This window comes from Novosphingobium resinovorum, from assembly GCF_001742225.1.
Taxonomy (GTDB): Bacteria; Pseudomonadota; Alphaproteobacteria; order Sphingomonadales; family Sphingomonadaceae; genus Novosphingobium; species Novosphingobium resinovorum_A.
In genome coordinates, this window is sequence record NZ_CP017075.1 from 2,190,466 (window position 1) to 2,210,992 (window position 20,527).

At 66.4% G+C, this 20,527-nt stretch carries 20 protein-coding genes; 5 read left to right on the forward strand and 15 right to left on the reverse strand.

What is annotated here, in order from left to right; translation table 11 throughout:
- Positions 1 to 27 precede the first annotated feature (27 nt).
- The 14 genes from BES08_RS10175 to BES08_RS10240 all read right to left on the reverse strand — a co-directional run bounded on the left by BES08_RS10175 (position 28) and on the right by BES08_RS10240 (position 15,325).
- Positions 28 to 819, reverse strand: coding sequence for a HesA/MoeB/ThiF family protein (locus tag BES08_RS10175; RefSeq protein WP_008829127.1), 792 nt, complete (start codon positions 817 to 819; stop codon positions 28 to 30).
- Entirely contained in the window at positions 816 to 1,232 is a 417-nt protein-coding gene (locus BES08_RS10180) for a DUF983 domain-containing protein (RefSeq protein WP_008829126.1), read from the reverse strand. The genes BES08_RS10175 and BES08_RS10180 overlap by 4 nt, the downstream gene beginning before the upstream one ends.
- Positions 1,233 to 1,293: 61 nt before the next feature.
- Positions 1,294 to 2,145: a GGDEF domain-containing protein gene (locus tag BES08_RS10185; RefSeq protein ID WP_008829125.1), complete on the reverse strand. Its 852-nt coding sequence runs from the start codon at positions 2,143 to 2,145 to the stop codon at positions 1,294 to 1,296.
- A 229-nt stretch (positions 2,146 to 2,374) separates the two neighbouring features.
- A complete protein-coding gene (gene dnaA / locus BES08_RS10190; protein WP_008829124.1) occupies positions 2,375 to 3,811 on the reverse strand; it encodes a chromosomal replication initiator protein DnaA in 1,437 nt (478 codons plus the stop codon).
- A gap of 592 nt (positions 3,812 to 4,403) precedes the next feature.
- Positions 4,404 to 4,664 carry a 30S ribosomal protein S20 gene (gene rpsT, locus BES08_RS10195; RefSeq protein ID WP_008829123.1) on the reverse strand — a complete coding sequence of 87 codons (261 nt, stop codon included), beginning with the start codon at positions 4,662 to 4,664 and terminating at the stop codon, positions 4,404 to 4,406.
- A 216-nt stretch (positions 4,665 to 4,880) separates the two neighbouring features.
- Positions 4,881 to 5,693 carry a bifunctional DNA-formamidopyrimidine glycosylase/DNA-(apurinic or apyrimidinic site) lyase gene (gene mutM, locus BES08_RS10200; RefSeq protein WP_008829122.1) on the reverse strand — a complete coding sequence of 271 codons (813 nt, stop codon included), beginning with the start codon at positions 5,691 to 5,693 and terminating at the stop codon, positions 4,881 to 4,883.
- A 135-nt stretch (positions 5,694 to 5,828) separates the two neighbouring features.
- Positions 5,829 to 6,890, reverse strand: a complete 1,062-nt coding sequence (gene ribA, locus BES08_RS10205) for a GTP cyclohydrolase II (RefSeq protein ID WP_037518491.1) — start codon at positions 6,888 to 6,890, stop codon at positions 5,829 to 5,831.
- On the reverse strand, positions 6,887 to 7,675 hold the full coding sequence (gene xth / locus BES08_RS10210) for an exodeoxyribonuclease III (RefSeq protein ID WP_008829120.1): 789 nt from the start codon (positions 7,673 to 7,675) through the stop codon (positions 6,887 to 6,889). Before xth ends, ribA begins: the two co-directional genes overlap by 4 nt.
- Positions 7,676 to 8,276: 601 nt before the next feature.
- Positions 8,277 to 8,933: a LolA family protein gene (locus tag BES08_RS10215; protein WP_037520569.1), complete on the reverse strand. Its 657-nt coding sequence runs from the start codon at positions 8,931 to 8,933 to the stop codon at positions 8,277 to 8,279.
- Between the two features lie 42 nt (positions 8,934 to 8,975).
- Positions 8,976 to 9,143, reverse strand: coding sequence for a 50S ribosomal protein L33 (gene rpmG / locus BES08_RS10220; protein ID WP_008831595.1), 168 nt, complete (start codon positions 9,141 to 9,143; stop codon positions 8,976 to 8,978).
- A 156-nt stretch (positions 9,144 to 9,299) separates the two neighbouring features.
- Entirely contained in the window at positions 9,300 to 10,088 is a 789-nt protein-coding gene (gene ppk2 / locus BES08_RS10225; RefSeq protein WP_069708216.1) for a polyphosphate kinase 2, read from the reverse strand.
- A 4-nt stretch (positions 10,089 to 10,092) separates the two neighbouring features.
- Entirely contained in the window at positions 10,093 to 10,905 is an 813-nt protein-coding gene (locus BES08_RS10230) for an undecaprenyl-diphosphate phosphatase (RefSeq protein WP_008831597.1), read from the reverse strand.
- A 220-nt stretch (positions 10,906 to 11,125) separates the two neighbouring features.
- Positions 11,126 to 13,276, reverse strand: coding sequence for a M13 family metallopeptidase (locus BES08_RS10235; protein ID WP_069708217.1), 2,151 nt, complete (start codon positions 13,274 to 13,276; stop codon positions 11,126 to 11,128).
- 249 nt (positions 13,277 to 13,525) lie between these two features.
- Positions 13,526 to 15,325 (reverse strand): ABC transporter transmembrane domain-containing protein, encoded by a 1,800-nt coding sequence (locus BES08_RS10240; protein WP_069709215.1) that lies wholly within the window; start codon positions 15,323 to 15,325, stop codon positions 13,526 to 13,528.
- Positions 15,326 to 15,581: 256 nt separating this feature from the next.
- On the opposite strand from BES08_RS10240, the gene BES08_RS10245 reads away from it, so the two are divergent.
- The 5 genes from BES08_RS10245 (at position 15,582) to BES08_RS10265 (ending at position 19,943) form a co-directional block, all read left to right on the forward strand.
- A complete protein-coding gene (locus tag BES08_RS10245; RefSeq protein WP_036526367.1) occupies positions 15,582 to 16,826 on the forward strand; it encodes a polyhydroxyalkanoate depolymerase in 1,245 nt (414 codons plus the stop codon).
- A 129-nt stretch (positions 16,827 to 16,955) separates the two neighbouring features.
- Positions 16,956 to 17,672 (forward strand): murein L,D-transpeptidase catalytic domain-containing protein, encoded by a 717-nt coding sequence (locus BES08_RS10250; protein ID WP_036526369.1) that lies wholly within the window; start codon positions 16,956 to 16,958, stop codon positions 17,670 to 17,672.
- A 77-nt stretch (positions 17,673 to 17,749) separates the two neighbouring features.
- Positions 17,750 to 18,367, forward strand: a complete 618-nt coding sequence (locus tag BES08_RS10255) for a TetR/AcrR family transcriptional regulator (protein ID WP_008832599.1) — start codon at positions 17,750 to 17,752, stop codon at positions 18,365 to 18,367.
- Entirely contained in the window at positions 18,367 to 19,392 is a 1,026-nt protein-coding gene (locus tag BES08_RS10260) for an XdhC family protein (RefSeq protein WP_008832598.1), read from the forward strand. Before BES08_RS10255 ends, BES08_RS10260 begins: the two co-directional genes overlap by 1 nt.
- Positions 19,389 to 19,943 (forward strand): nucleotidyltransferase family protein, encoded by a 555-nt coding sequence (locus BES08_RS10265; RefSeq protein ID WP_008832597.1) that lies wholly within the window; start codon positions 19,389 to 19,391, stop codon positions 19,941 to 19,943. Before BES08_RS10260 ends, BES08_RS10265 begins: the two co-directional genes overlap by 4 nt.
- On the opposite strand, the gene BES08_RS10270 is transcribed toward BES08_RS10265, so the two are convergent.
- Positions 19,940 to 20,449, reverse strand: a complete 510-nt coding sequence (locus tag BES08_RS10270) for a YqgE/AlgH family protein (RefSeq protein WP_008832596.1) — start codon at positions 20,447 to 20,449, stop codon at positions 19,940 to 19,942. The genes BES08_RS10265 and BES08_RS10270 overlap by 4 nt on opposite strands.
- Positions 20,450 to 20,527 lie beyond the last annotated feature (78 nt).

Sequence of the window (20,527 nt, forward strand, 5' to 3'; positions counted from 1 at the left end):
TCCGCTCACCCTGAGCTTGTCGAAGGGTCAAGCACAGCTTGTCGAAGCCCCATGCGCATTACAGCCCCGGCATGCCGGATCCTTGGCGATCCTGAGCGGCCGCATCGACGGTGCCAGCCCGTCGATCAGATGCAAGGTCCCGAACTGAGGCTCCCCAAGCACCGTGTGTCCCGCCAGCAGCACCCGCATCGCGTGCATCGACGCGAAGGTGCCGACCATGCCGACCATCGCCCCGAGCACGCCGTCGGCGGCGCAGGTATCGCAGTCCACCGCGTCGAAGGCATCGCCCACGAAACAACGGTAGCAGGCGTACCCCGGCAAATGACCTGCGAAGTTCGCGACCTGCCCCTGGAACCGCCCGATCGCCGCCGTCGTCAACGGAATGCCCAATTTTACGCACGTATCTGACACGAGGAGCCGAGTCGCGAAGTTGTCACAGCCGTCCAGTACGAGGTCCGCGCCGGAAAGGACGTCACGCGTGTTGTCATCCCCCAGCCGCGCAACGACGGGATCGACCTTCAGGCCAAGATCAAAACGCCGCACCCATTCGGCCGCCGCTTCCGCCTTGGGCCTGCCGATATCCGATGGCGTATAAATCGTCTGGCGCTGCAAGTTGCTGACGTCGACCACGTCATCATCGACCAGCGTGAGACGGCCTATGCCGGCTGCGGCGAGATACTGCAGGACAGGACTGCCAATCCCGCCGCAGCCGACCAGCACCACATGCGCCTCGCTCAGCGCGACCTGTCCGGCCCCGCCGACTTCGGGCAGGACGATATGCCGCGCGAAGCGGCCGAGACGATCGGCGGTGAGCGTCATTTCGCCTGTTCGTCTCCGGGCGCTTCAGGCACGGCCGCTTCCACAAGCCGCTCCTTCACGAACCCGTGCATGCCGAACCACCACTGCACCGCGATGACGCCGCCCTTGGCGGGCTGGAGCATGCCGATCATCATCGCGATGGCCAGCGGCACCAGGATCGCGAACATCGCCATTGGCCCCAGGTCGTAGTCCACCGAAAGCGCTATGATCAGCGGCGCCATCAGGTGGCCGGTGACGATCATGGAGATGTATGCCGGAAAGTCGTCCGCACGTTGCGGCGTGAGGTCCATGGTGCAGACCGGGCAACGCTCGCGCGGCTTGAGCCACTTGTAAAACAGACTGCCCTCGCCGCAACGCGGGCAACGGCTGCGAAGGCCGCGAAGCAGGGCCTGCGAGAACGTGGCGGGAATCATGTCCAAGCGCCTACATCATACGGGCAGGACGGTGAAGCAGATTGCGCCGGCGGCAAAAGGGTCAGGGCCTGAGCACGTGGACGCGGTTGCGCCCGCCGTGCTTGGCCGCATAGAGCGCCGCGTCCGCATGCTTCGTGGCATCTTCCAGCAGCGCGAAGTCCCGCACCGACGCCAGCCCGCAGGAGAACGTCACGGCGCGATCCTCGACGCCCAGATTGGTATCGAGCGCGACCGTCGCCCGCAGCCTCTCCATGACGAGGCGCGCCTCGTCGAGCGTGGTGTCGGGCAGGAGCACGGCGAATTCCTCGCCGCCCCAGCGCGCGGCGACATCGCTGCGGCGCACGTGGTCCTCGATGCGGCGGGCCAGCGCCTTGAGCACGAGGTCGCCGACATCGTGGCCGCACTCGTCGTTGATGCGCTTGAAATGATCGATGTCGATCAGCGCCAGCACTGCATTGGAGCGCCCGCGCAGTATCTGCTTGGCCGAATCAAGGAACCCGCGGCGGTTGCGGATGCCGGTCAGCGGATCACGCTCGGCCGCATCGACAAGGCGCTCGATGCGCGCCGCGTTTTCATGCGCAGCCGTGGTCACCCCGGTCAGCAGGCGGCCAACGAGATCGTCCGCGCCTTGCGGGATCAGCGGGATCCGCTCGCCCATCTGGATCGACTGGAGCATCGTCGTCGCCTGCGCGATCGGGGCGAGCAGCGCATGAATTGCCGCAAGCCCCAGGCCCGTGCCCACCAACGTGGCGACGAGGAGCGTGAGCAGGGTATCGAGTTGCCAATGCCCGGTCGTCGCCTGCAGCACGATGCAGGCGATCAGAGGCACGTGAACGGCGCCGAAGCATACGAAAAGAAGCCGCCGCTCATAACTGCGGGGGAACAGGAAAGTCGTGGCCTGGTAGAAGCGCATGGGGGGAATGCCTCTTCTGCTGAAGCTGAGAATGAAACGCGATTGCGCCGCCTCCCGCTTACGGAGCCGAATCTTATGCAAACGTTAAATTACGTGATGAAACGGGCGGTTAACCTTTGACGGCGCCCAAACGAAAAGGCCGAGGAACACGTCCTCGGCCCCTGTGGACAAATGCGCGGACAAGTCCGTGCAAAGGCGTTCATATCCCGGCATGGCGCCGGGACAAGCCTCAGCTTTCGAGCTGGCGCAGCAGCGAGCGTACGTCGCCGTCCATGTCGGCATCGCGCGTGCGCAATTCCTCGATCAGGCGCACCGCATGGATCACCGTCGAGTGATCGCGGCCACCGAACTTGCGGCCGATCTCCGGATAGGAACGCGGCGTCAGCACCTTGGCGAGGTACATCGCCACCTGACGCGGGCGCACGACGGCGCGCGCGCGGCGCTTGCTGCTCATCTCGGTGCGGTCGATGCGGTAGAACTGGCAGACCGTGCGCTGGATCTCGTCGATGGTGATCCGGCGGCGGTTGGCCGAGAGGATGTCGGTCAGCTGCTCTTCGGCGAGCTGGAGCGAAACCGCCTGCCCGGTCAGCTGCGCATAGGCGATCAGCTTGTTGAGGCCGCCGACCAGTTCACGCACGTTGCGATTGATGGTCCGCGCCAGGAACTCGATGACGTCGGCAGGCACTTCGACCGAGGCGAAGCGGCCGAGGCGATTCTCGAGGATCGAGCGGCGCAGTTCGATGTCGGCGGGCTGGATGTCGGCAACGAGGCCCATCGACAGGCGCGAGAGCAGGCGCGGCTCGACGCCGTCGAGCGCCTGGGGCGCACGGTCGGCGGCGAAGACCAGACGCTTGCCTTCCTGCAGCAGCGCATCGATCGTGTAGAGCAGTTCTTCCTGCGCCGATGCCTTGCCGATGATGAACTGGATGTCGTCGACCAGCAGCAGGTCGAAGCCGCGCAGGCGCGACTTGAATTCGATCATCTGGTTCTGGCGCAGCGCCTGCACGAACTCGACCATGAAACGCTCGGCCGAGCAGTAGAAGATTCGCGCATGGGGGTGCGCTGCAAGATAGGCGTGACCGATCGCGTGCAGAAGGTGCGTCTTGCCCTGACCCGTAGCGGCCTTGAGGTAGAGCGGCGAGAACTGCGGCTGCTCGGTAGCGGCCATGCGCTGCGCGGCGTTGCAGGCCAGCACGTTGGAGGTGCCGGTGACGAAGCTGGTGAAGGTCTGCGAAGCGTCGATGCCTGCAGGACCCTGGCCGAGCGAGGCGAACGATTCGCCTGCAAGCGCAACCGACAGCGGGTCCGCGACGCCGGCGGCCGAATCGTTGGCCGGTGCGCTGGCGGGACGGCCACCACCGCCACCCAGACGCAGTTCGGGCAGCTGGCGACGGCCGGGATGCACGAGGATGCGCACGTGACGCACGTCGGGCCGCGCGATCTTCCATGCCAGCGACAGACGATCGGCAAAGCGGTCGTTGACCCAGTTCGCCGAGAACTCCGTCGGCAGATACAGATCGAGCGTACCGGTTTCCTTGCACCAGTTGCCCGGCTGGATCGGCTTGATCCACTGGCTGTGAGCCTGATGCCCAAGATCCTTGCGCAGGCCCTGGCTGATGTCCGCCCAGTCCGCCGCCAGGTTTACGGCTTCCTGATCCTCTTCCATCGCCACTCGCACCGCCTTCGACTTCCTATTCAAGTTCGTACCTTCGACCATCGCGGTCACTGGGGGATTCACCGAGGGGTGTCCTGCTGATGTATTCGACATCGTTTCGAACCCCCTTGTTCGCGTGTGTTGGCGTGATCCCGCCGGTGACGCGAAACAGAGCGACCAGCGCATCCAAAGTAAAAACTTCCCCTCACCGCGAACGCTTGTCCGCGGCGGTTGTTCCACTGTGAATCGCTGTATCCCCGGCCCGTTCCGCAACGGCCGGGGACCCTTTTAGGAACCGGTTTGCAGCGCAGGCAAGACGGCGATCCCCAAATAAAAAAAATTATGAAGGTTGACTCACGTGGGAGTGCCTAAAATCCGTAGCCAAACTGTAATACGCTTAAAAATCAGCGCGTTGCGCATTGCAGCACTCCGAATCGCAGTGTTTCCGGGGCTTTGCTTTGCCCCATGTTGCGATGCCGCAAAAACGAGAACGGAGCCGAGGTCAGGCGACCCCGGCTCCGTTCTTGTTTCGTCCTGAGACAGGTAGCTAGCAACCTATCCCAGTCGGCGAATCACCCTCTCGAATCGGAGAGGGTGGCTCGAATCAGAGAGCGGCGACGCGCTTCGTCAGACGCGACATCTTGCGCGCTGCGGTGTTCTTGTGGAGCACGCCGCGTGCAACGCCGCGAGCCAGCTCGGGCTGCGCTTCCTTGAGGGCGGCAACAGCCGCGTCCTTGTCGCCACCGGCCAGGGCGCCTTCGACCTTCTTCAGGAAGGTGCGGATGCGGCTCACGCGGTTGGTGTTGATCTCTGCACGGCGATCGTTGCGACGGATGCGCTTGCGAGCTTGCGGCGTATTGGCCATCGATATTCCTCTGTCTGGGCGGCCAACACGGTGAGCGGCCCCAATTGCCTAACGAATCTATTCGGCGAACGGACTCGCCGGAAAGCGCGCCCCTTACAGTTCGGGCGGGGTTCCGTCAAGCCGAGGCGGCGGCGCGAAACCGCCTGTTTCTGGCGTTCGTGGCCGCAAGCGGCCACGCTCAGACGCCGCGCGGCCATAGTACATTCCGGTGCGGCGCTACCGCTGGCAGCGCCGGCACCAGAAGGTGCTCCGCCCGCCCTGCACGAAGCGCAGGACCGGCGCGCCGCAACCGCAAGGATCGCCCTCACGCCCATAGACCTGCCACGACGCCGCGAAGTAGCCGAGTTCGCCGTTCGGCTGCGCGTAGTCCTTGATGGTCGAGCCGCCCGCCGCGATCGATTCGCCCAGCACCTGCTTGATCGCGGGCACCAGCCGGGCCAGCGCGGGCAGGCTGACGCGCCCCGCCTCCTTGTCCGGCCGTATCCCGGCACGGAACAGCGCCTCGCACACGTAGATGTTGCCGAGCCCCGCCACGATGGTCTGGTCGAGCAGCATCTGCTTGATCGGCGCGATTCGCCCCGCGAAGGCCGCGCGCAGATGCGCCGGAGTCAGGCCCTCGCCCAGCGGCTCCGGCCCGAGCGAAGCGAACGCGCCCCAGGCGTCGAGCGTCGCGGTCGGAGCCAGATCGACCGAACCGAAGCGCCGCGCATCGTTGAGCGCCAATACGTGACCGGAGCCCGTCTCCAGCACGAGGTGGTCGTGCTTGTCAGGCGTCTCCGGCTCGATCCGCCAGCGACCAGACATGCCGAGGTGGAACACCATGGTCTGTTCGCGGTCGGTATGGATCAGCCCGTACTTGGCCCGCCGCCCCATACCGGTAACCCGCGCGCCGGTCAGTACCTGCACCAGATCGGGCGGGAACGGACGGCGCAGGTCCGCACGGTTGAGCGTGACGCGCGCGATTCGCTCACCGTCGAGGAAGCGCTCGAGGCCGCGCACGGTGGTTTCGACTTCAGGAAGTTCAGGCATCGGACCGTAGATAGGGTGCTTGAGGCCGGACGCCAATCGTGAACGCGGCGCTTTGCCGATGGGGCTTCGACAAGCTCAGCCTGAGCGGGACTGGGAGTATAGCGCAAACTCGCTCACCCTGAGCTTGTCGAAGGGTCAGAGAATATGCCCCGTCCGGTCGCGCTTGGTTTCGAGATAGCGCGCGTTGTGCGGGTTGGGCGGCAACTGGTGCGGCACCCGCTCGACTACCTCGACACCGACGCCTTTCAGCGCCGCGACCTTGGCCGGGTTGTTGGTCATCAGCCGGATCGCCCGCACCCCCAGCAGGTCCAGCATCCGCGCCGCCACCGGGAAATCGCGCGCCTCGGTCGGCAGACCGAGACGGTTGTTGGCGTCCACCGTGTCGTAGCCCGCATCCTGCAGCGCATAGGCACGCAGCTTGTTGACGAGGCCGATGCCGCGCCCCTCCTGCCGCAAGTACAGCAGCACGCCCCAGCCCCCCTCTCCGGCCTCCGCCGACATTGCCCGCAGCGCCGCGTTCAGTTGCGGCCCGCAGTCGCACTTGAGGCTGCCGAGAATGTCGCCGGTCAGGCATTCGGAATGGAGGCGCACCAGCGGCGGCCGGTCGCCGTCCTGCGTGCCGATGACGAGCGCGACGTGCTCACGCAAGTCGTCGAGCGCGCGGAAGGCGACGATCTCGGCATTCTCCGCCGCCTCGACGGGCAGCTTCGCTCGCGAGGCTATCGCGAGGTGCGCGGTGTCTTTCCACGCGGCGAGGTCGGCACTGGAAACGTCCTGCGCCTCGCCATCCTGATTCGGCGCGACGAGGAAGGCGGGCAGGATACCGGCAAGCCGCGCCAGTTCCATCGCGGTGTGCGCCGCATTGCCATCCTCGATATGCTCGGCCGCGAAGGGACCTTTCATCGGGTAGGCGAGGTCGAGCGCAGGATCGGCCACCGCGCGCCCGGTGTCGAGGTCGAAGGGCTCGGCGGCGCGAATCAGGACCGGCGCTTCGGGCACGGCGGCCTCGCGCTGGTTGGCGAGCTTCAGCGTCGCCGCGCGGGCGGCCGAAATCAGCATGCGCGGGGCGGTGACGCCGGGCGCGAAGGCCGTCTCGGCGGGAAGCAGCACCGCGCCGGCCACCCGCACCGGCCAGCCATGGCGCAGCGCGTCGAGCGCCAGCGCCACGCGGCGCGTCGAGGCGACCTCCTCGCTCAGAGTTCGAACTCGGTGACGAGCGGGATGTGGTCGCTCGGCTGGTCCCAGCGGCGCGTTTCCTCGACGAAGTGGTGCCCGCGCGCCTGCGGGGCGAGGTCGGGCGAGGCCCACATGTGATCGAGGCGGCGGCCCTGGTCCTTCTGGCGCCAGTAGCTGCGGTAGGACCACCAGGAATAGTTGCGTTCCGGCGCCGGGATGAAGCGGCGGCCGAGATCATCGAAGCCCGCCGCGTCCTGCAGGCGCTTCAGCGTCTCGACCTCGATGGGTGTGTGGCTGACGACCTTGAGCAGCGCCTTGTGATCGTAGACGTCCGATTCGAGCGGGGCGATGTTGAAGTCGCCGACGATCAGGGTCGGACGGTCGATCTTGTCGGCCCAGCGGGACATGCGTTCGAGGAAGTCGAGCTTCTGGCCGAACTTGGGATTCACCTCCCGGTCGGCGATGTCGCCGCCTGCCGGGATGTAGACGTTCTCCAGCACCATGCCCTGCCCGGGGCCGAGCAGTTCGACGCCGATGTGGCGGGCCTCGCCGTTGTCCTGCCAGTCGTGCTTCGAGAAGTCGCGGAACGGCACTTTCGAGACCGTCGCGACGCCGTGATAGCCCTTCTGGCCGTGGATGGCGCGGTGGGTGTAGCCGAGGCGCTCGAACATCTCGTGGGGGAACAGGGGCTCCGCCACCTTGATCTCCTGCAGGCACAGCACGTCGGGGGCCTGCTCGGTGAGGAAACGTTCGACCTGGTCGATGCGCAGGCGGACGGAGTTGATGTTCCAGGTGGCGATCTTCATGCGCGTGGCTTTAGGCATCGCCTGCGGGAATTGCCAGTCCCCGACCTCGCATAAACCGAGGGTGCCCCTCCACCATCCTGCGGATGGTCCCCCTCCCCGTTCCGGGGAGGATGCGTGTGCTTTTCTTGGGTCAGGATTGGCTCAGGCCGGAGCGAGAACGGTGCCGTTCGCAGCCCGGCATGGGCCAATCCTGACCCAAGAAAACAGAAAACCCTCGAGCCGGGGGCAGAGGCTCGAGGGTTCCTGTAAGCGTTCGTCACGCTAGTATCAGAGCGGTCACTCAGGAGGCGCGGGCAACAGGGGGGAAACCCGCCTCACAACCGTTCCGACAAGACCTATATGGGGCGTGGCTCCTGACTGCCAAGTGAACGAAGTTAAGAAAACTGTCGCCGTTTGTCGCTAGAGCCGCACATTCGGCGATAAAACGCCTTCCGTCATCGACGATCAGGGGTTGGGTTTGAAATCCGCCGAAAGCGGATTTTGCGGCACCGGCCCACGCCCCTACCCGGCCTCCCACGGAAGTATACTTGATGGGAGGCCGGGTGGGGGCGTGGGCCGGTGCCGCAGTGGAAAATGCCCTGCAGGCATTTTCCAGACGCTCTTAACGACGATTGCGCGGGCGCGGGTCGTTCCAGCGGAAGTCGTTGTCGGTCACCGGGACGCCATAGCGCTGATTGGACAGGCTGATGGTGGTGCGCTTGTTCTGCGAATCGAGCGAGACCCAGTAGGTCAGTTCCAGCCCGCCCGGGGCCGACGCCTTGCGCGTGAAGATCAGGGTGATCACGCCGTACTCGGGGTGCGAGCGATCGCGCACCTCGATGCTGACGACGCCCGGATTGCCGGTCTGGATCAGCTTGCCGAACTTCGCGACGTCGCGGCTGGGATCGAGCAGCGCGCCGAGCGGGCTGTTCTTGATCGGCCAGCGCTGCACCTGACGCACTTCGTAGTCGATGAAGTTCAGCGCCCTGCCGTCGCCAACGATCAGCATCTTGGCGCTCGGCTGGTACTGAAAGCGGATCTTGCCGGGGCTCTTCATCGTCAGCACGCCGCTGACGGTCTGGCCCGAGCGGTCGGTCTGGACGAAGTCCGCCTTCATCGTGCCGATGCCGCGCAAGGCCGCGACGGCCTGCTCGACTTGTTTCGCGTCATCGGGCGCGGCTGCGACAGCCTGCGCGGGGACGAGAGCGGCGGACACGGAAAGCGCGGCCAAAGCGGCCGCGCTCACACAGGATCGAAAGGTTTTTGTCACGTGGTTCATGGCTTTCCCGTTGGGTCCACAGCCTTGAACCGACCGTGAACCTTACTTGATCTTGGCTTCCTTGAACTCGACGTGCTTGCGCACGACGGGATCGTACTTCTTGAAGCTGAACTTCTCGGTCGTGTTCCGCGGATTCTTCTTGGTCACGTAGAAAAAGCCGGTGTCGGCGGTCGAGACAAGACGGATCTTGACGGTTGCGGGCTTCGCCATGGCGGTATCCTGTACTTTCTAAGTTGCAGCCGCCCTGGCAGGCCGGCGTTACGAAAAACTATAAAGGGGCGACACCGAGGCGCCGCCCTTCAAGGTTGCGCCCCTTGCTGGATTGGCCTCGCAAAGTCAAGGGCGCGGCACCGATTCGCGTGATGCTCAGGAGAGCGGAAACGGCTTTATCGGCTCCAGGACGCCGAATTTCTCGCGCTTCGGTTCGGCATCGAGCGGCGGCAGGTCGAGTTCGGGCGCTTCCACTTTCGTATCGGGCAGCCGCGCCAGCAGATCGCGAATCAGGATCAGACGGCCGAGCCGCTGGTCGTTGAAGTCCACCAGCGTCCACGGCGCATGATCGGTATGCGTGGCCTTGAGCATCGCCTCGCGCGCCTTGGTATATTCGCCGTACTTGTCGCGCGCGGCGATATCGACCGGCGACAGCTTCCAGCGCTTGAGCGGGTCGTCCAGCCGCTCGTGCAGGCGCTCCTCCTGCTTGTCCTGATCGCAGGAGAGCCAGTATTTGAACAGCAGGATATCGTCGTCGATCAGCATCTTCTCGAAGGTGGGCGCGTGGCGCAGGAACGCATCGACCTCGTCCTCGGTGGCATAGCCCATCACCTTCTCGACCCCGGCGCGGTTGTACCACGAGCGGTCGAACAGGACGATCTCGCCCTTGGCCGGCAGGTGATCGACGTAGCGCTGGAAGTACCACTGGCCCTGCTCGCGCTCGCTCGGCGCGGCCAGCGCCACGGTGCGGCACTGGCGGGGGTTGAGCTGGCCGGAGACGGCCTTGATCGCGCCGCCCTTGCCCGCCGTATCGCGCCCTTCGAACAGGATGACGATGCGCGCGCCCTTCTTCTGCGCCCAGCGCGCCATGCCGACGAGTTCCTCCTCCATCGGCTCGAGGAGCTTCTCGTAATCCTTGCGGCCGAGTTTCTCCTCTTTGCTCATGTCTTCAGATCCTCGACAGCAGGAACAGCGCCAGTGCGCCGGCGACGATACGATACCACGCGAAGGGTGCGAAGCCGGATTTGCTGACGAAGGCCATGAACGCCTTGATCACCACCAGCGCGACGATGAACGAGACGACGAAGCCGACCGCGATCTCGTTCCAGCCCACTGGCCCCGCGCCCGCCATCAGTTCCTTGTGGTGCTTGAGAAGTTCCAGAGTCGTGGCACCGACCATGGTGGGCACGGCGAGGAAGAAGCTGAACTCGGCCGCCGTCCGGCGCTCGATCCCCATCGACAGCGCGCCCATGATCGTCGCGCCCGAGCGGCTGACGCCCGGCACCATGGCGAGGCACTGCGCGAAACCGACGCCGATGCACTTGACTGCGGGCAGTTCCGAAACGCCGGTAAGCGGGCCGGGCTTGGCGACCTTCTCGATGCCGAGGATCGCGATGCCACCGATGATGAGCGCCCAGGCGACCACCGCGGGCTCGCCCAACAGGCCCTCGATATAATTGTTGAACAGCAGGCCCAGCACCGCCGAAGGGATGAAGGCCAGCAGCACGTTGCGCACGAAGCGGATCGAGGTGGGGTTGAGCTTGAGCAGCCCCATGCCCACGGCCCAGAACGTGCGCCAGAACTGCACGATCACGGCCAGGATCGCGCCCAGCTGGATGACGATGTTGAAGGTCGCCCACTGGCTCGAATCATAGCCGAACAGGCGGGTGGCAAGGATGAGATGGCCAGTCGAGGAGACGGGCAGGAACTCGGTGAGGCCCTCGACAATGCCGAGGAGGATCGCGGTTAGGGTCAGGTCCATAAGCTGGAGGTCATGCCGCACCGGGCGGGCAAGTCAACCGGGGACGTGCTGCATTGCAGAAATGTGAGGTGGAAGACGGGTTGGGGTGGCGCTGCGCGGCGGTGCCCACCCCGTCCGGCTAGTTCGCTTCGCTCTCAAGCCTCCCTGCCCTCCCGCAAGCGGGAGGGCGTACTTCACCTGCTCCCCTCCCGCTTGCGGGAGGGGTCGGCCTTCTTCCGCCTTACCAGATCCGCACGCGGTCCTTGGGCGCGAGGTACAGCTTGTCGCCCGGCTTCACGCCGAACGCCTTGTACCATTCGTCGAAGTTGCGCACGATGCCGTTGACCCGGTACTGCGGCGGCGAGTGCGGGTCGGTGACGAGGAACTGGCGCGCCTGCGCCTCGCGCACCTTCGAACGCCAGACCTGCGCCCAGCCCATGAAGAAGCGCTGGTCGCCGGAGACGCCGTCGATCACCGGCGCTTCCTTGCCGTTCAGCGAGAGCTTGTAGGCGCGGTAGGCGAGACTGAGGCCGCCGAGATCGCCGATGTTCTCGCCCATCGTCAGCTTGCCGTTGACGCAGGCCTTGCCATCCTTGCCGTCGTCGAACGGGCAGAAGGCATCGTACTGCGCCGCCAGCGCCGCCTGCAGCTTCTGGAACGCGGCGAGATCCTGCGGCGTCCACCAGTCGCGCAAGTTGCCGGTGCCGTCGTACTTGGCGCCCTGGTCGTCGAAGCCGTGGCTCATCTCGTGGCCGATGACCGCGCCGATGCCGCCGTAGTTGACCGCCGGGTCGGCCGAGAGGTTGAAGAACGGCGGCTGCAGGATCGCCGCCGGGAACACGATCTCGTTCATCGCTGGGTTGTAGTAGGCGTTCACCGTCTCCGGCAGCATGCCCCATTCAGTGCGATCGACCGGACCGCCGATGCGGTTCATGTCGAAGGCGGTCTGCCACTTGCCCGCCGCCATGGTGTTGCCCAACGGGTCGGTGGGCGAGAAGGTCAGGCCCTCATAGGTCTTGAACACGTCCGGCTGGCCGATCTTGGGGGTGAAGGCGTCGAGCTTCTCCTCGGCCTTTACCCGCGTGACCGGGCTCATCCACTTGAGATCCTTGAGGTTGGCGGCCATCGCCTTGCGCAAGTTGGCGACGAGGTCGGCCATCGCCGCCTTCTGCGCGGGCGGGAAGTACTTCGCCGCGTAGAGCTTGCCGACGAGTTCGCCCGCCATGCCCTCGACCGCCGCGATGCCGCGCTTCCAGCGGGGGCGCTGCTCGGGCTGGCCGCTCAGGGTCTTGCCGTAGAAATCGAAGGTGGCGGTATCGATGTCGCCGGGCAGGACCGAGGCGTTGTCGCGCAGGAAGTGCGCGGCGAGGTAGGCCTGCCAGGTGGCGATCGGGGTGGTCTCGATCAGCTTGACGACGGCCGGCATGCCGGGGCCGAACTGGTCGCCCGCCTTGGTCGGGTCGATCCCGGCGGCCTTGAACTCCTCGGCCGTCGGCGGCATCTCGCCGATCAGCACGTAGCTGGCCTTATCCGCGCCCACGGCCGACAGGAACGCCTTGACGACGCCGGGCGAGCCCATTGCTTCGAATTCGGCGAGCGGCACCTTGTTGTAGGTGAGGTCCGGGTTGCGGGCGGCGGCACGGTCCCAGTCGGCCTTGGCGAGCTGCGTTTCCAACGCCAGCACCGAAGCGGCGGCGGCCGGGGCATCGGCGTAGCCCGCCTTGCCGAGCACGAACGTCAGGTAGGCCTTGTACTTGTCGCGCAGTTCGATCGAGCGTGCGTCGGTCTTCAGGTAGTAGTCGCGGTCGGGCAGGCCCATGCCGGAGATATTGGCATTGAGCGCGTAGATGTCGCTCTGTTTGTCGTCGGCGCCGACATAGAGGCCGATCGGCGAGGCATAGCCGGGCTTGCCGAACAGCGTGGCGATGTCGGTGGGGGTCTTCGCCGCCTTGATCGCGGCGAGGTAGGGCTGCGCCGGGGCGAGGCCCGCCTTGTTGATTGCATCGACGTCCATGAACGCCTTGTAGGCCGCCGCGATACGCGCCGCGTCGCTGCCGGGCGCCGGGTTGGCGGCAAGCAGATCGTCGAGGATGCCATGGACGCGGTTTTCCGAAAGGTCGCTCAGTTCGATGAACGAGCCCCAGCGGGTGCGGTCGGCGGGAAGCACCGCCGTCTTGTTCCACACGCCGTTGACGTAGGCGTCGAAGTCGTCGCCCGGCTTGGCCCCAGTGTCGATCCACTGGGTCTGGACGCCGAACTTGCCCCAGTCGGCCGAGGGCGCGAGCGCAGGCTTGGCTGCGGGCGCAGCGTCCTGCGCGAAGACGGGAGCGGAGAAGGCGAGAACGGAAAGCGCGGCGCTCGCAAGGAGCGCCTTGCCGGCATAACGAAGCATGTCGTGACCTTTCGGACGGGGGCGACAGGATATTTCGGCCGGATCAGGACGACCGGCGATGGCGCGTAACTTAGTTACACGCGCGCGCAACGCCAGTGAAAAAGCAGCAGTGATGGAGGTAAATCGCGCGTTGTCTGGCAGGGAGGACGCTCCCCTCACGTCGTCATTGCGAGCGCAGCGAAGCAATCCAGGGCGGCGTAGTGCTGCCCTGGATTGCTTCGCTGCGCTCGCAATGACGAAAGGGGCGCCTCAGCCCAGCGGCGCGATCGGCTGCCCCGAGACGACAGCGTCGAACTGTAGCGAGGCCAGCCGCGCATAGAGGCCGCCCTGCCCGCTCAGGCTTTCATGCGTGCCCTGCTCGACGATACGGCCGCCATCCATCACGACGATACGGTCCGCCTTGCGCACGGTGGCGAGGCGGTGAGCGATGACCAGCGTGGTGCGCTGCGCCATCAGCGTCTCGACCGCGTCCTGCACCAGCCGCTCGCTCTCGGCGTCGAGCGCGCTGGTGGCTTCGTCGAGCAGCAGGATCGGCGCGTCGCGCAGCAGCGCGCGGGCGATGGCGATGCGCTGGCGCTGGCCGCCCGAAAGGCGCGCACCGTCTTCGCCGAGGAACGTGTCGAGGCCTTGCGGCAGCGCGCGCAGGAAACCTTCGGCGTTGGCCGCGCGGGCCGCCTGCCAGATCGCCTCGTCATCGGCGTGCCAATTGCCGTAGCGCAGATTGTCACGCGCGGAGGCGGCGAACAGCACGCCTTCCTGCGGGACCAGAGCGATGCGCGCGCGAATCTCGGCCGGGTCGGCGGAGGCGAGCGGCACGCCGTCGATCTTGATGGCGCCGCCCTGCGGATCGTAGAACCGCTCGGCCAGCTGGAACAGCGTCGACTTGCCCGCGCCCGAGGGGCCGACGATAGCGACGGTCTCGCCCGGCTCGATGGTCAGATTGAAGTCGTGCAGCGCCGGAAGTTCGGGCCGCGAGGGGTAGCGGAAGGTCACGCGCTCGAACGCCAGCTTGCCGCGCGCCGGGCTCGGCAGCACCAGAGCGCGCGCCGGAGGGGCGATCGTCGGATGTTCGCTCAGCAGTTCAGCGAGGCGGCTGGCCGCACCCGCGCCGCGCACGAGATCGCCGTAGACCTCGGTGAGCGAGCCGAACGCGCCTGCGACGATGCCCGCCGTTACCACGAAGGCGGCGATGGTGCCGCCGGTGATGGAGCCCTCGGCCACGCCGATCGCGCCGCGCCACATGATCATGGTGATCGATCCGAAGATCAGGAACATGATCACCGCGGTCATGATCGCGCGGATCATGATGCGGTGACGGCCGGTATCGAACGTGCGCTCCACAGCGGCGGCGAAGCGGCCCTGCTCGCGGCCTTCCTGGTTGAACGCCTGCACGACCTTCAATGCGCCCAGCACTTCGGCAGTCAGCGCGCCGATGTCTGCCACGCGGTCCTGGCTGGATCGCGAGACGGCGCGCAGCTTGCGACCGAAAGCGGCGATCGGCAGGATCACCACCGGAATGGCGATGACCAGCCACGCCGTCAGCCCCGGCTCCAGCGCGAAGAGATAGATCACCCCGCCCAGCGCCATGATCGCGTTACGCAGCGCGACCGAGACGGTGGTGCCCACGATCTGCTCGATGATCGCGGTGTCGGCGGTCATGCGCGAGGAGATTTCCTTGGGGCTGTTCTCCTCGAAGAAGCTCGGCGCCAAGGTCAGCAGGTGGCGCTGCACGCGCAGGCGAATGTCGCCGACGACGCGCTCGCCCAGCCACGAGACCGAGTAGAACCGGATCGCGGTGGCAACGGCCAGCACCACGACCACGCCCATCAGCATCAGGAACCACGAGCGGATCGCGTTCGGGTCGGCGCCTTGCGCGAAGCCCTTGTCGATGATCTGCCGGAATCCATAAGGGATCGCCAGCGTCGAGGTCGCCGTCGTGATCAGCGCCCCGCCCGCCGTGGCCATCCGGCCCGGATACTTGAGCATCTCGCGCCAGACCATGCGCAGCGGGCCGAGACTGCGGCGGGGCCGCTTCGGCTCTTCGATCATGGTCTCTTGCCCCGGGGCATTGCCTTGCGTCCCATCCATGGCGCCGCGCCTTACAGCCTAGCGAAGCGGAGGAAAAGGCTTCCTTGTAGCCATGGACATACTGCCCGATTCGCGGCGAAACGTGTCTCTCTTGCGAAGATCACCTGCCTGAAATCGGAATTGCCGCGTTGCAACGGTAACCTCTAGTTCCCTAATCATGAGGTAAGACCCCCGCACACAGGCCGCGTTCGCCCCCGAAACGGCCAGGAGAATCGACTTGCTCTACAATGCCTACGAGTTGCAGCGCGCCATGATGAGCAGCGCTGCCGCATGGGCGTCGGTTGGCGCCGAACTGCTGACCAACCCCTCGCTTCCATTCGGTTATTCGGGTCTCGGCCCGGTCATGGCCTCCGCACTGGACGTCTTCGCGCACGCCGCTTCCCCCCGCGGAAAGCCCTCCTTCGACATCGAGACCGTGACCGTCGACGGCAAGATCCAGCCGGTCACCGAATCGATCGTGCTCCACAAGCCGTTCGGCAACCTGCTTCGATTCGAGCATCCCGGACTCGGCAAGGACGCGCCCAAGCTCCTGATCGTCGCACCGATGAGCGGCCACTATGCCACCCTGCTGCGCGGCACCGTCGCGCGCATGGTGGAAAGCGCCGAAGTCTACATCACCGACTGGGCCGACGCGAAGCTGGTGCCGATGAGCGCCGGGCGCTTCGATCTCGACGACTACATCGATTACGTCATTTCTTTCCTCGAACACATCGGCCCCGGCACCCACGTCCTCGCGGTGTGCCAGCCCTCGGTTCCGGCCTACGCCGCCGCCGCGATCATGGGCGCCAAGGAGCACCCCTGCCGTCCCGCCACTCTCACCATGATGGGCGGCCCGATCGACACGCGCGAGGCGCCCACCAGCGTCAATGACGTGGCGATGCAGCAGCCGCTTTCGTGGTTCCAGCAGAACGTCATCGCCACAGTTCCGGCGACCTATCCGGGCGGCGGCCGCCGCGTCTATCCGGGCTTCCTGCAGCTTGCCGGGTTCATGGCGATGAACCTCGGCAGCCACATGATGAGCCACTACGGCATGTTCAAGCACATGGTCGCGGGCGACGGTGACAGCGCCGATGCCACCAAGGCGTTCTACGACGAATATCGCGCGGTCTGCGACATGACCTCGGAATTCTACCTGCAGACGATCGAACACGTGTTCCAGAACCACTCGCTGCCCAAGGGCGAGTTCGTCCATCGCGGCGAGCGGATCGACCTGTCCGGCATCCGCGACACGGCGCTGCTGGCGATCGAGGGCGAGAGGGACGACATCTCCGGCATCGGCCAGACCCGCGCCGCGCTGCACCTTGCCAGCCACCTGCCCGAGAAGCGCAAGAAGTACTACCTCGCCGCCGAGGTGGGCCACTACGGCATCTTCAACGGCAGCAAGTGGCGGACGCGAATCGCCCCGGTTCTGGAGGACTGGATCGCCCAGCACCAGCGCAAGGCGCTCAAGGTGGTTGCCTGATTTTTGTGGTGGGGTCGCGCCTAAGTCGCGGCCCCGTCAAACGTTTTTTGCGGCGGAACGCTCCCGCCCAGCGCCGATCGCGCGACGAGATGGTGGATCACCGGGACCGATTGTGGTATTACCGCCACTATGGATCGCGCACATAGTCGAAGGAAAATACTGAAGGGCGGGCTTGTCGCCGGCATCGGTCTGGCTTTGCCCGCGCGGGCTTTCGCCTCCGAAGGTGTCCTTCCCGATTCGACCGCGCCCGGTGAGGCTCTTGCGCCGCTCGCCGGTGCCTTTCCAAGCAGCCTGACATCGGTTCCCGCATCGCCCACTGGACTATCGCTTTACGAGCGCCGTGTACTCGACGTCGCGTCGAAGCAGGCCGGGCGCGTGCGCAATCATCTGTGGCGCGCCGACGTGGTCGGAATCGTCGATTTTGCGCAGCCTTCGTGGAAACCGCGCCTCCACTTCGCCAATCTGGAAAACGGGACGATGCGCTCGTTCCTCGTCGCGCACGGGCGCGGTTCCGACCCGGCACACAGCGGCTGGCTGCAGAGCTTTTCCAACGTTCCCGGCTCGGAAGCGACCTCGCGCGGTGCCTACCTCACCGCCGAGTGGTACAAGGGCAAGTACGGCACCTCGATCCGTCTGATGGGTCTGGACAACGACAATTCGATGGCGCTGCCGCGCGCGATCGTCATGCATCCGGCTTGGTACGTCGGCTCCTCGATGATCGACAAGTGGGGCAAGCTCGGTCGCAGCGAGGGCTGCTTCGCCATGAGCGACAACGATTTCAACGAAGCGCTCTGGCACCTTTCCGGCGGTCGCCTGCTGTTCGCGGATCGCATCGGCGAAGGATGAATCTCAACGCCGCGTTGCGACTGTCTCACGGCGCCTGCGGTTAGACACGCCTCCGTCGCAATGATACGCATCGTATCATGGACACCAGCCTGACCGGCCTCAAGCGCGAGGCTCCCACCGATGCACGACAGGTCCGCTCGCGGCAGGCGCTGACCTCGGCGTTGCTGGCGCTGCTTGAAATCAAGCCGTTCGACCAACTGACGATCCGCGAGATCAGCGCCCGCGCCGGGACCGGGTACGCCACTTTCTTCCGACATTATCCGACCAAGGAAGCGCTGCTGGCCGACGTCGCCGCGCACGAGATCGAGGATCTGCTCGGCCGCACGATTCCGATTCTCTACGCCGCCAACAGCTACGAATCGACGCTGGAAGTCTGCCGCCATGTCCACGAGCACGCGATGCTGTGGTCAGCACTGCTGACCGGCGGTGCAGCGGGCATCGTACGTGAGGAGTTCATCCGCCAGGCGCTGGGCCTTGCGAAAAGCGCTCAGTCGCACCACCCTTGGCTGCCCTCTGACCTCGGGACCATTCACGGCACCGGCGCGACCATCGACATCCTTGCGTGGTGGCTGGCGCAGGGCGGGGACAAGCCTGCCTCCACCCGCAGCCCCGAGGAAGTGGCGACGATCCTGCACCGTCTGGTCATCGCCCCGCTGATCGGCGACACTGTGGAGCGCCAGGCGGCGCGCGCGTGATGACGCTGACCGAAGACCCTGTCCTTAACCCTGCCCTCAGCGGCATGATCGAGGACGCGGACTGGCCCGAGTTCGGCTGGATCGACGACGTGCGCCCCGCTTTGCGCGCGGCCCTCGCGGCAGGCCGTCCGGTGGCGCTGGCGACACTCTACAAGGTCGCGGGCAGCGCCCCGCGCGGTCCCGGTGCGCAGATGCTGTTCGCGGCAGGGGCCGGCGGGCACGTGGCGGCGACCGGCTATTTCTCGGGCGACTGCATCGAGGGCGACGTCGCCAACCACGCCGCGCAAGTGCTTGCCGACGGCAAGCCGAAGCGGTTGCATTACGGCATGGGCAGCCCCTGGATCGACCTTCGCCTGCGCTGCGGCGGCGCGCTGCACGTGTTGCTGGAACGGATCGCGCCGGATTCGCCCGCCGCCGCCGCGCTGCTGGACCACGCCGCCGAGCGCCGCACCTGCCTCTGGGCGAGCGACGGCGAAACGCAAGAGGCGCGCGAGGACCACGGCCCGTTGCTCGCGCTTCACGAAGACCCGTTCCGCATCGCCCGCCGATACGATCCGCCGCGCCGCCTGATCGTCTCGGGCGGCGATCCCGGCGCGCTCGCCGCCGCGAAGCTCGGGGCGATGGCGCAGTTCGAGACGATCCTGCTGCGCCCCGGCGGCCCGCATGCGCCGCCGCCCTTCCCCGTCTCGCGTTACTTGCGCGAAGAGCCTGCAGACGCCCTCGCCCACCTGAAGGTCGATCGCTGGACTGCCTACCTCGGCGCCACGCATGAGGATCACCACGACCTCGGCGGCTGCCTTGCCGCACTGCGCGGCGGAGCGGGCTATGTCGGCATGATCGGCGCGAAATCGCGCGCGGCCCAACGCCTCGGCGCGCTGGAAGCGGCAGGCGCGAGCGCGGAGGAACTGGCGCGGCTGCAGCTTTCGCCGGGCGTCCCCGGGCTGGGCAAGTCGCCCTGGGAAGTCGCCACCGGCATCATCGCCGAAATCATGCAGGCGCTGAACCCGGCGCGGGAACGGGCTTGAGCGCGGTCGCACTGGTGCTCGCAGCCGGGCGCTCGACCCGATTCGGCAGCGACAAGCTCTCCGCCCGGCTCGATGGCGAGCCCCTGCTCCATCACGCGATCCGCATCGCCCGCGCCGCACCTGTCGAGCGAGTGATCGTCGTCGCGCGGCCCGGGCTCGATACGGGCGAATGGCCCGGCACGCCTGCGGTGGAGACACTGCGGCTGGAGAGCGATGCCTTGTCCGAGACACTGAAGGCCGGCATCGCGGCGGCCGGAGAGGCAAAGGCCGCCTTCGTTTTCCTCGGTGACATGCCGCGCATTCCCGCAGAAGTCGCACCGACACTCGCCTCCGCGATCGGCGATGCCTATGCCGCGATGCCCTGCCACGGGGGCAAGCCCGGCCATCCGGTCCTGCTGTCCCCCGCCGCCTTCCCCGCCATCGCCGCGCTCACCGGAGACGAGGGCGCGGGACGCCTGCTGCGCAGCCGCGATGACGTGGTGAGAGTCGAGGTCTCCTCGCCCGCGATCCACTTCGACGTGGACCGCCCGGGCGATCTCGAAGGGGCCTAAGCCCGCCCCGTCTCGTTCGAAAGCAGCGCGGGATCGATCCCTTCCGCCCGCCATGTCGCGGACCAGCGCCCCTCCGGCGGCGTTTCGAACAGGACTTCGCGGTGGCCCTCTGCGGCGTACCATCCGTGGTGCCGCATCTCGCCCTCCAGTTGGCCCGCGCCCCATCCGGCGTAGCCCAGCGCCATGATCCACTGCGACGGCCCCTGCCCCGCCGCGATCGCGCGCAGCACGTCCATCGAGGCGGACAGCCCGCAAAGCGGCGCGACCTCGATAGTGTCGCTGCCGCCCCAGTCGGTCGAGTGCAGAATGAAGCCGCGCCCCGGTTCAACCGGGCCGCCGTGCATGATCTCGCGGTTGGGCGAGACGCCCGGGTCGAGGCCCAGTTCCTCCAGCACGTCGTGGAAACGCACGCCTTCACGCACATGGCCGATGCCGACGCCGAGCGCGCCGTCCTCGTCATGCACGCATAATACGTTGACCGAGCGCTCGAAGCGCGGGTCGAACATCCCCGGCATTGCCAATAGGATGCGGCCTGCAAGATACTGCTGCGTCGTCACCCGCCCACTCTATGCCCCCTTGCGCCG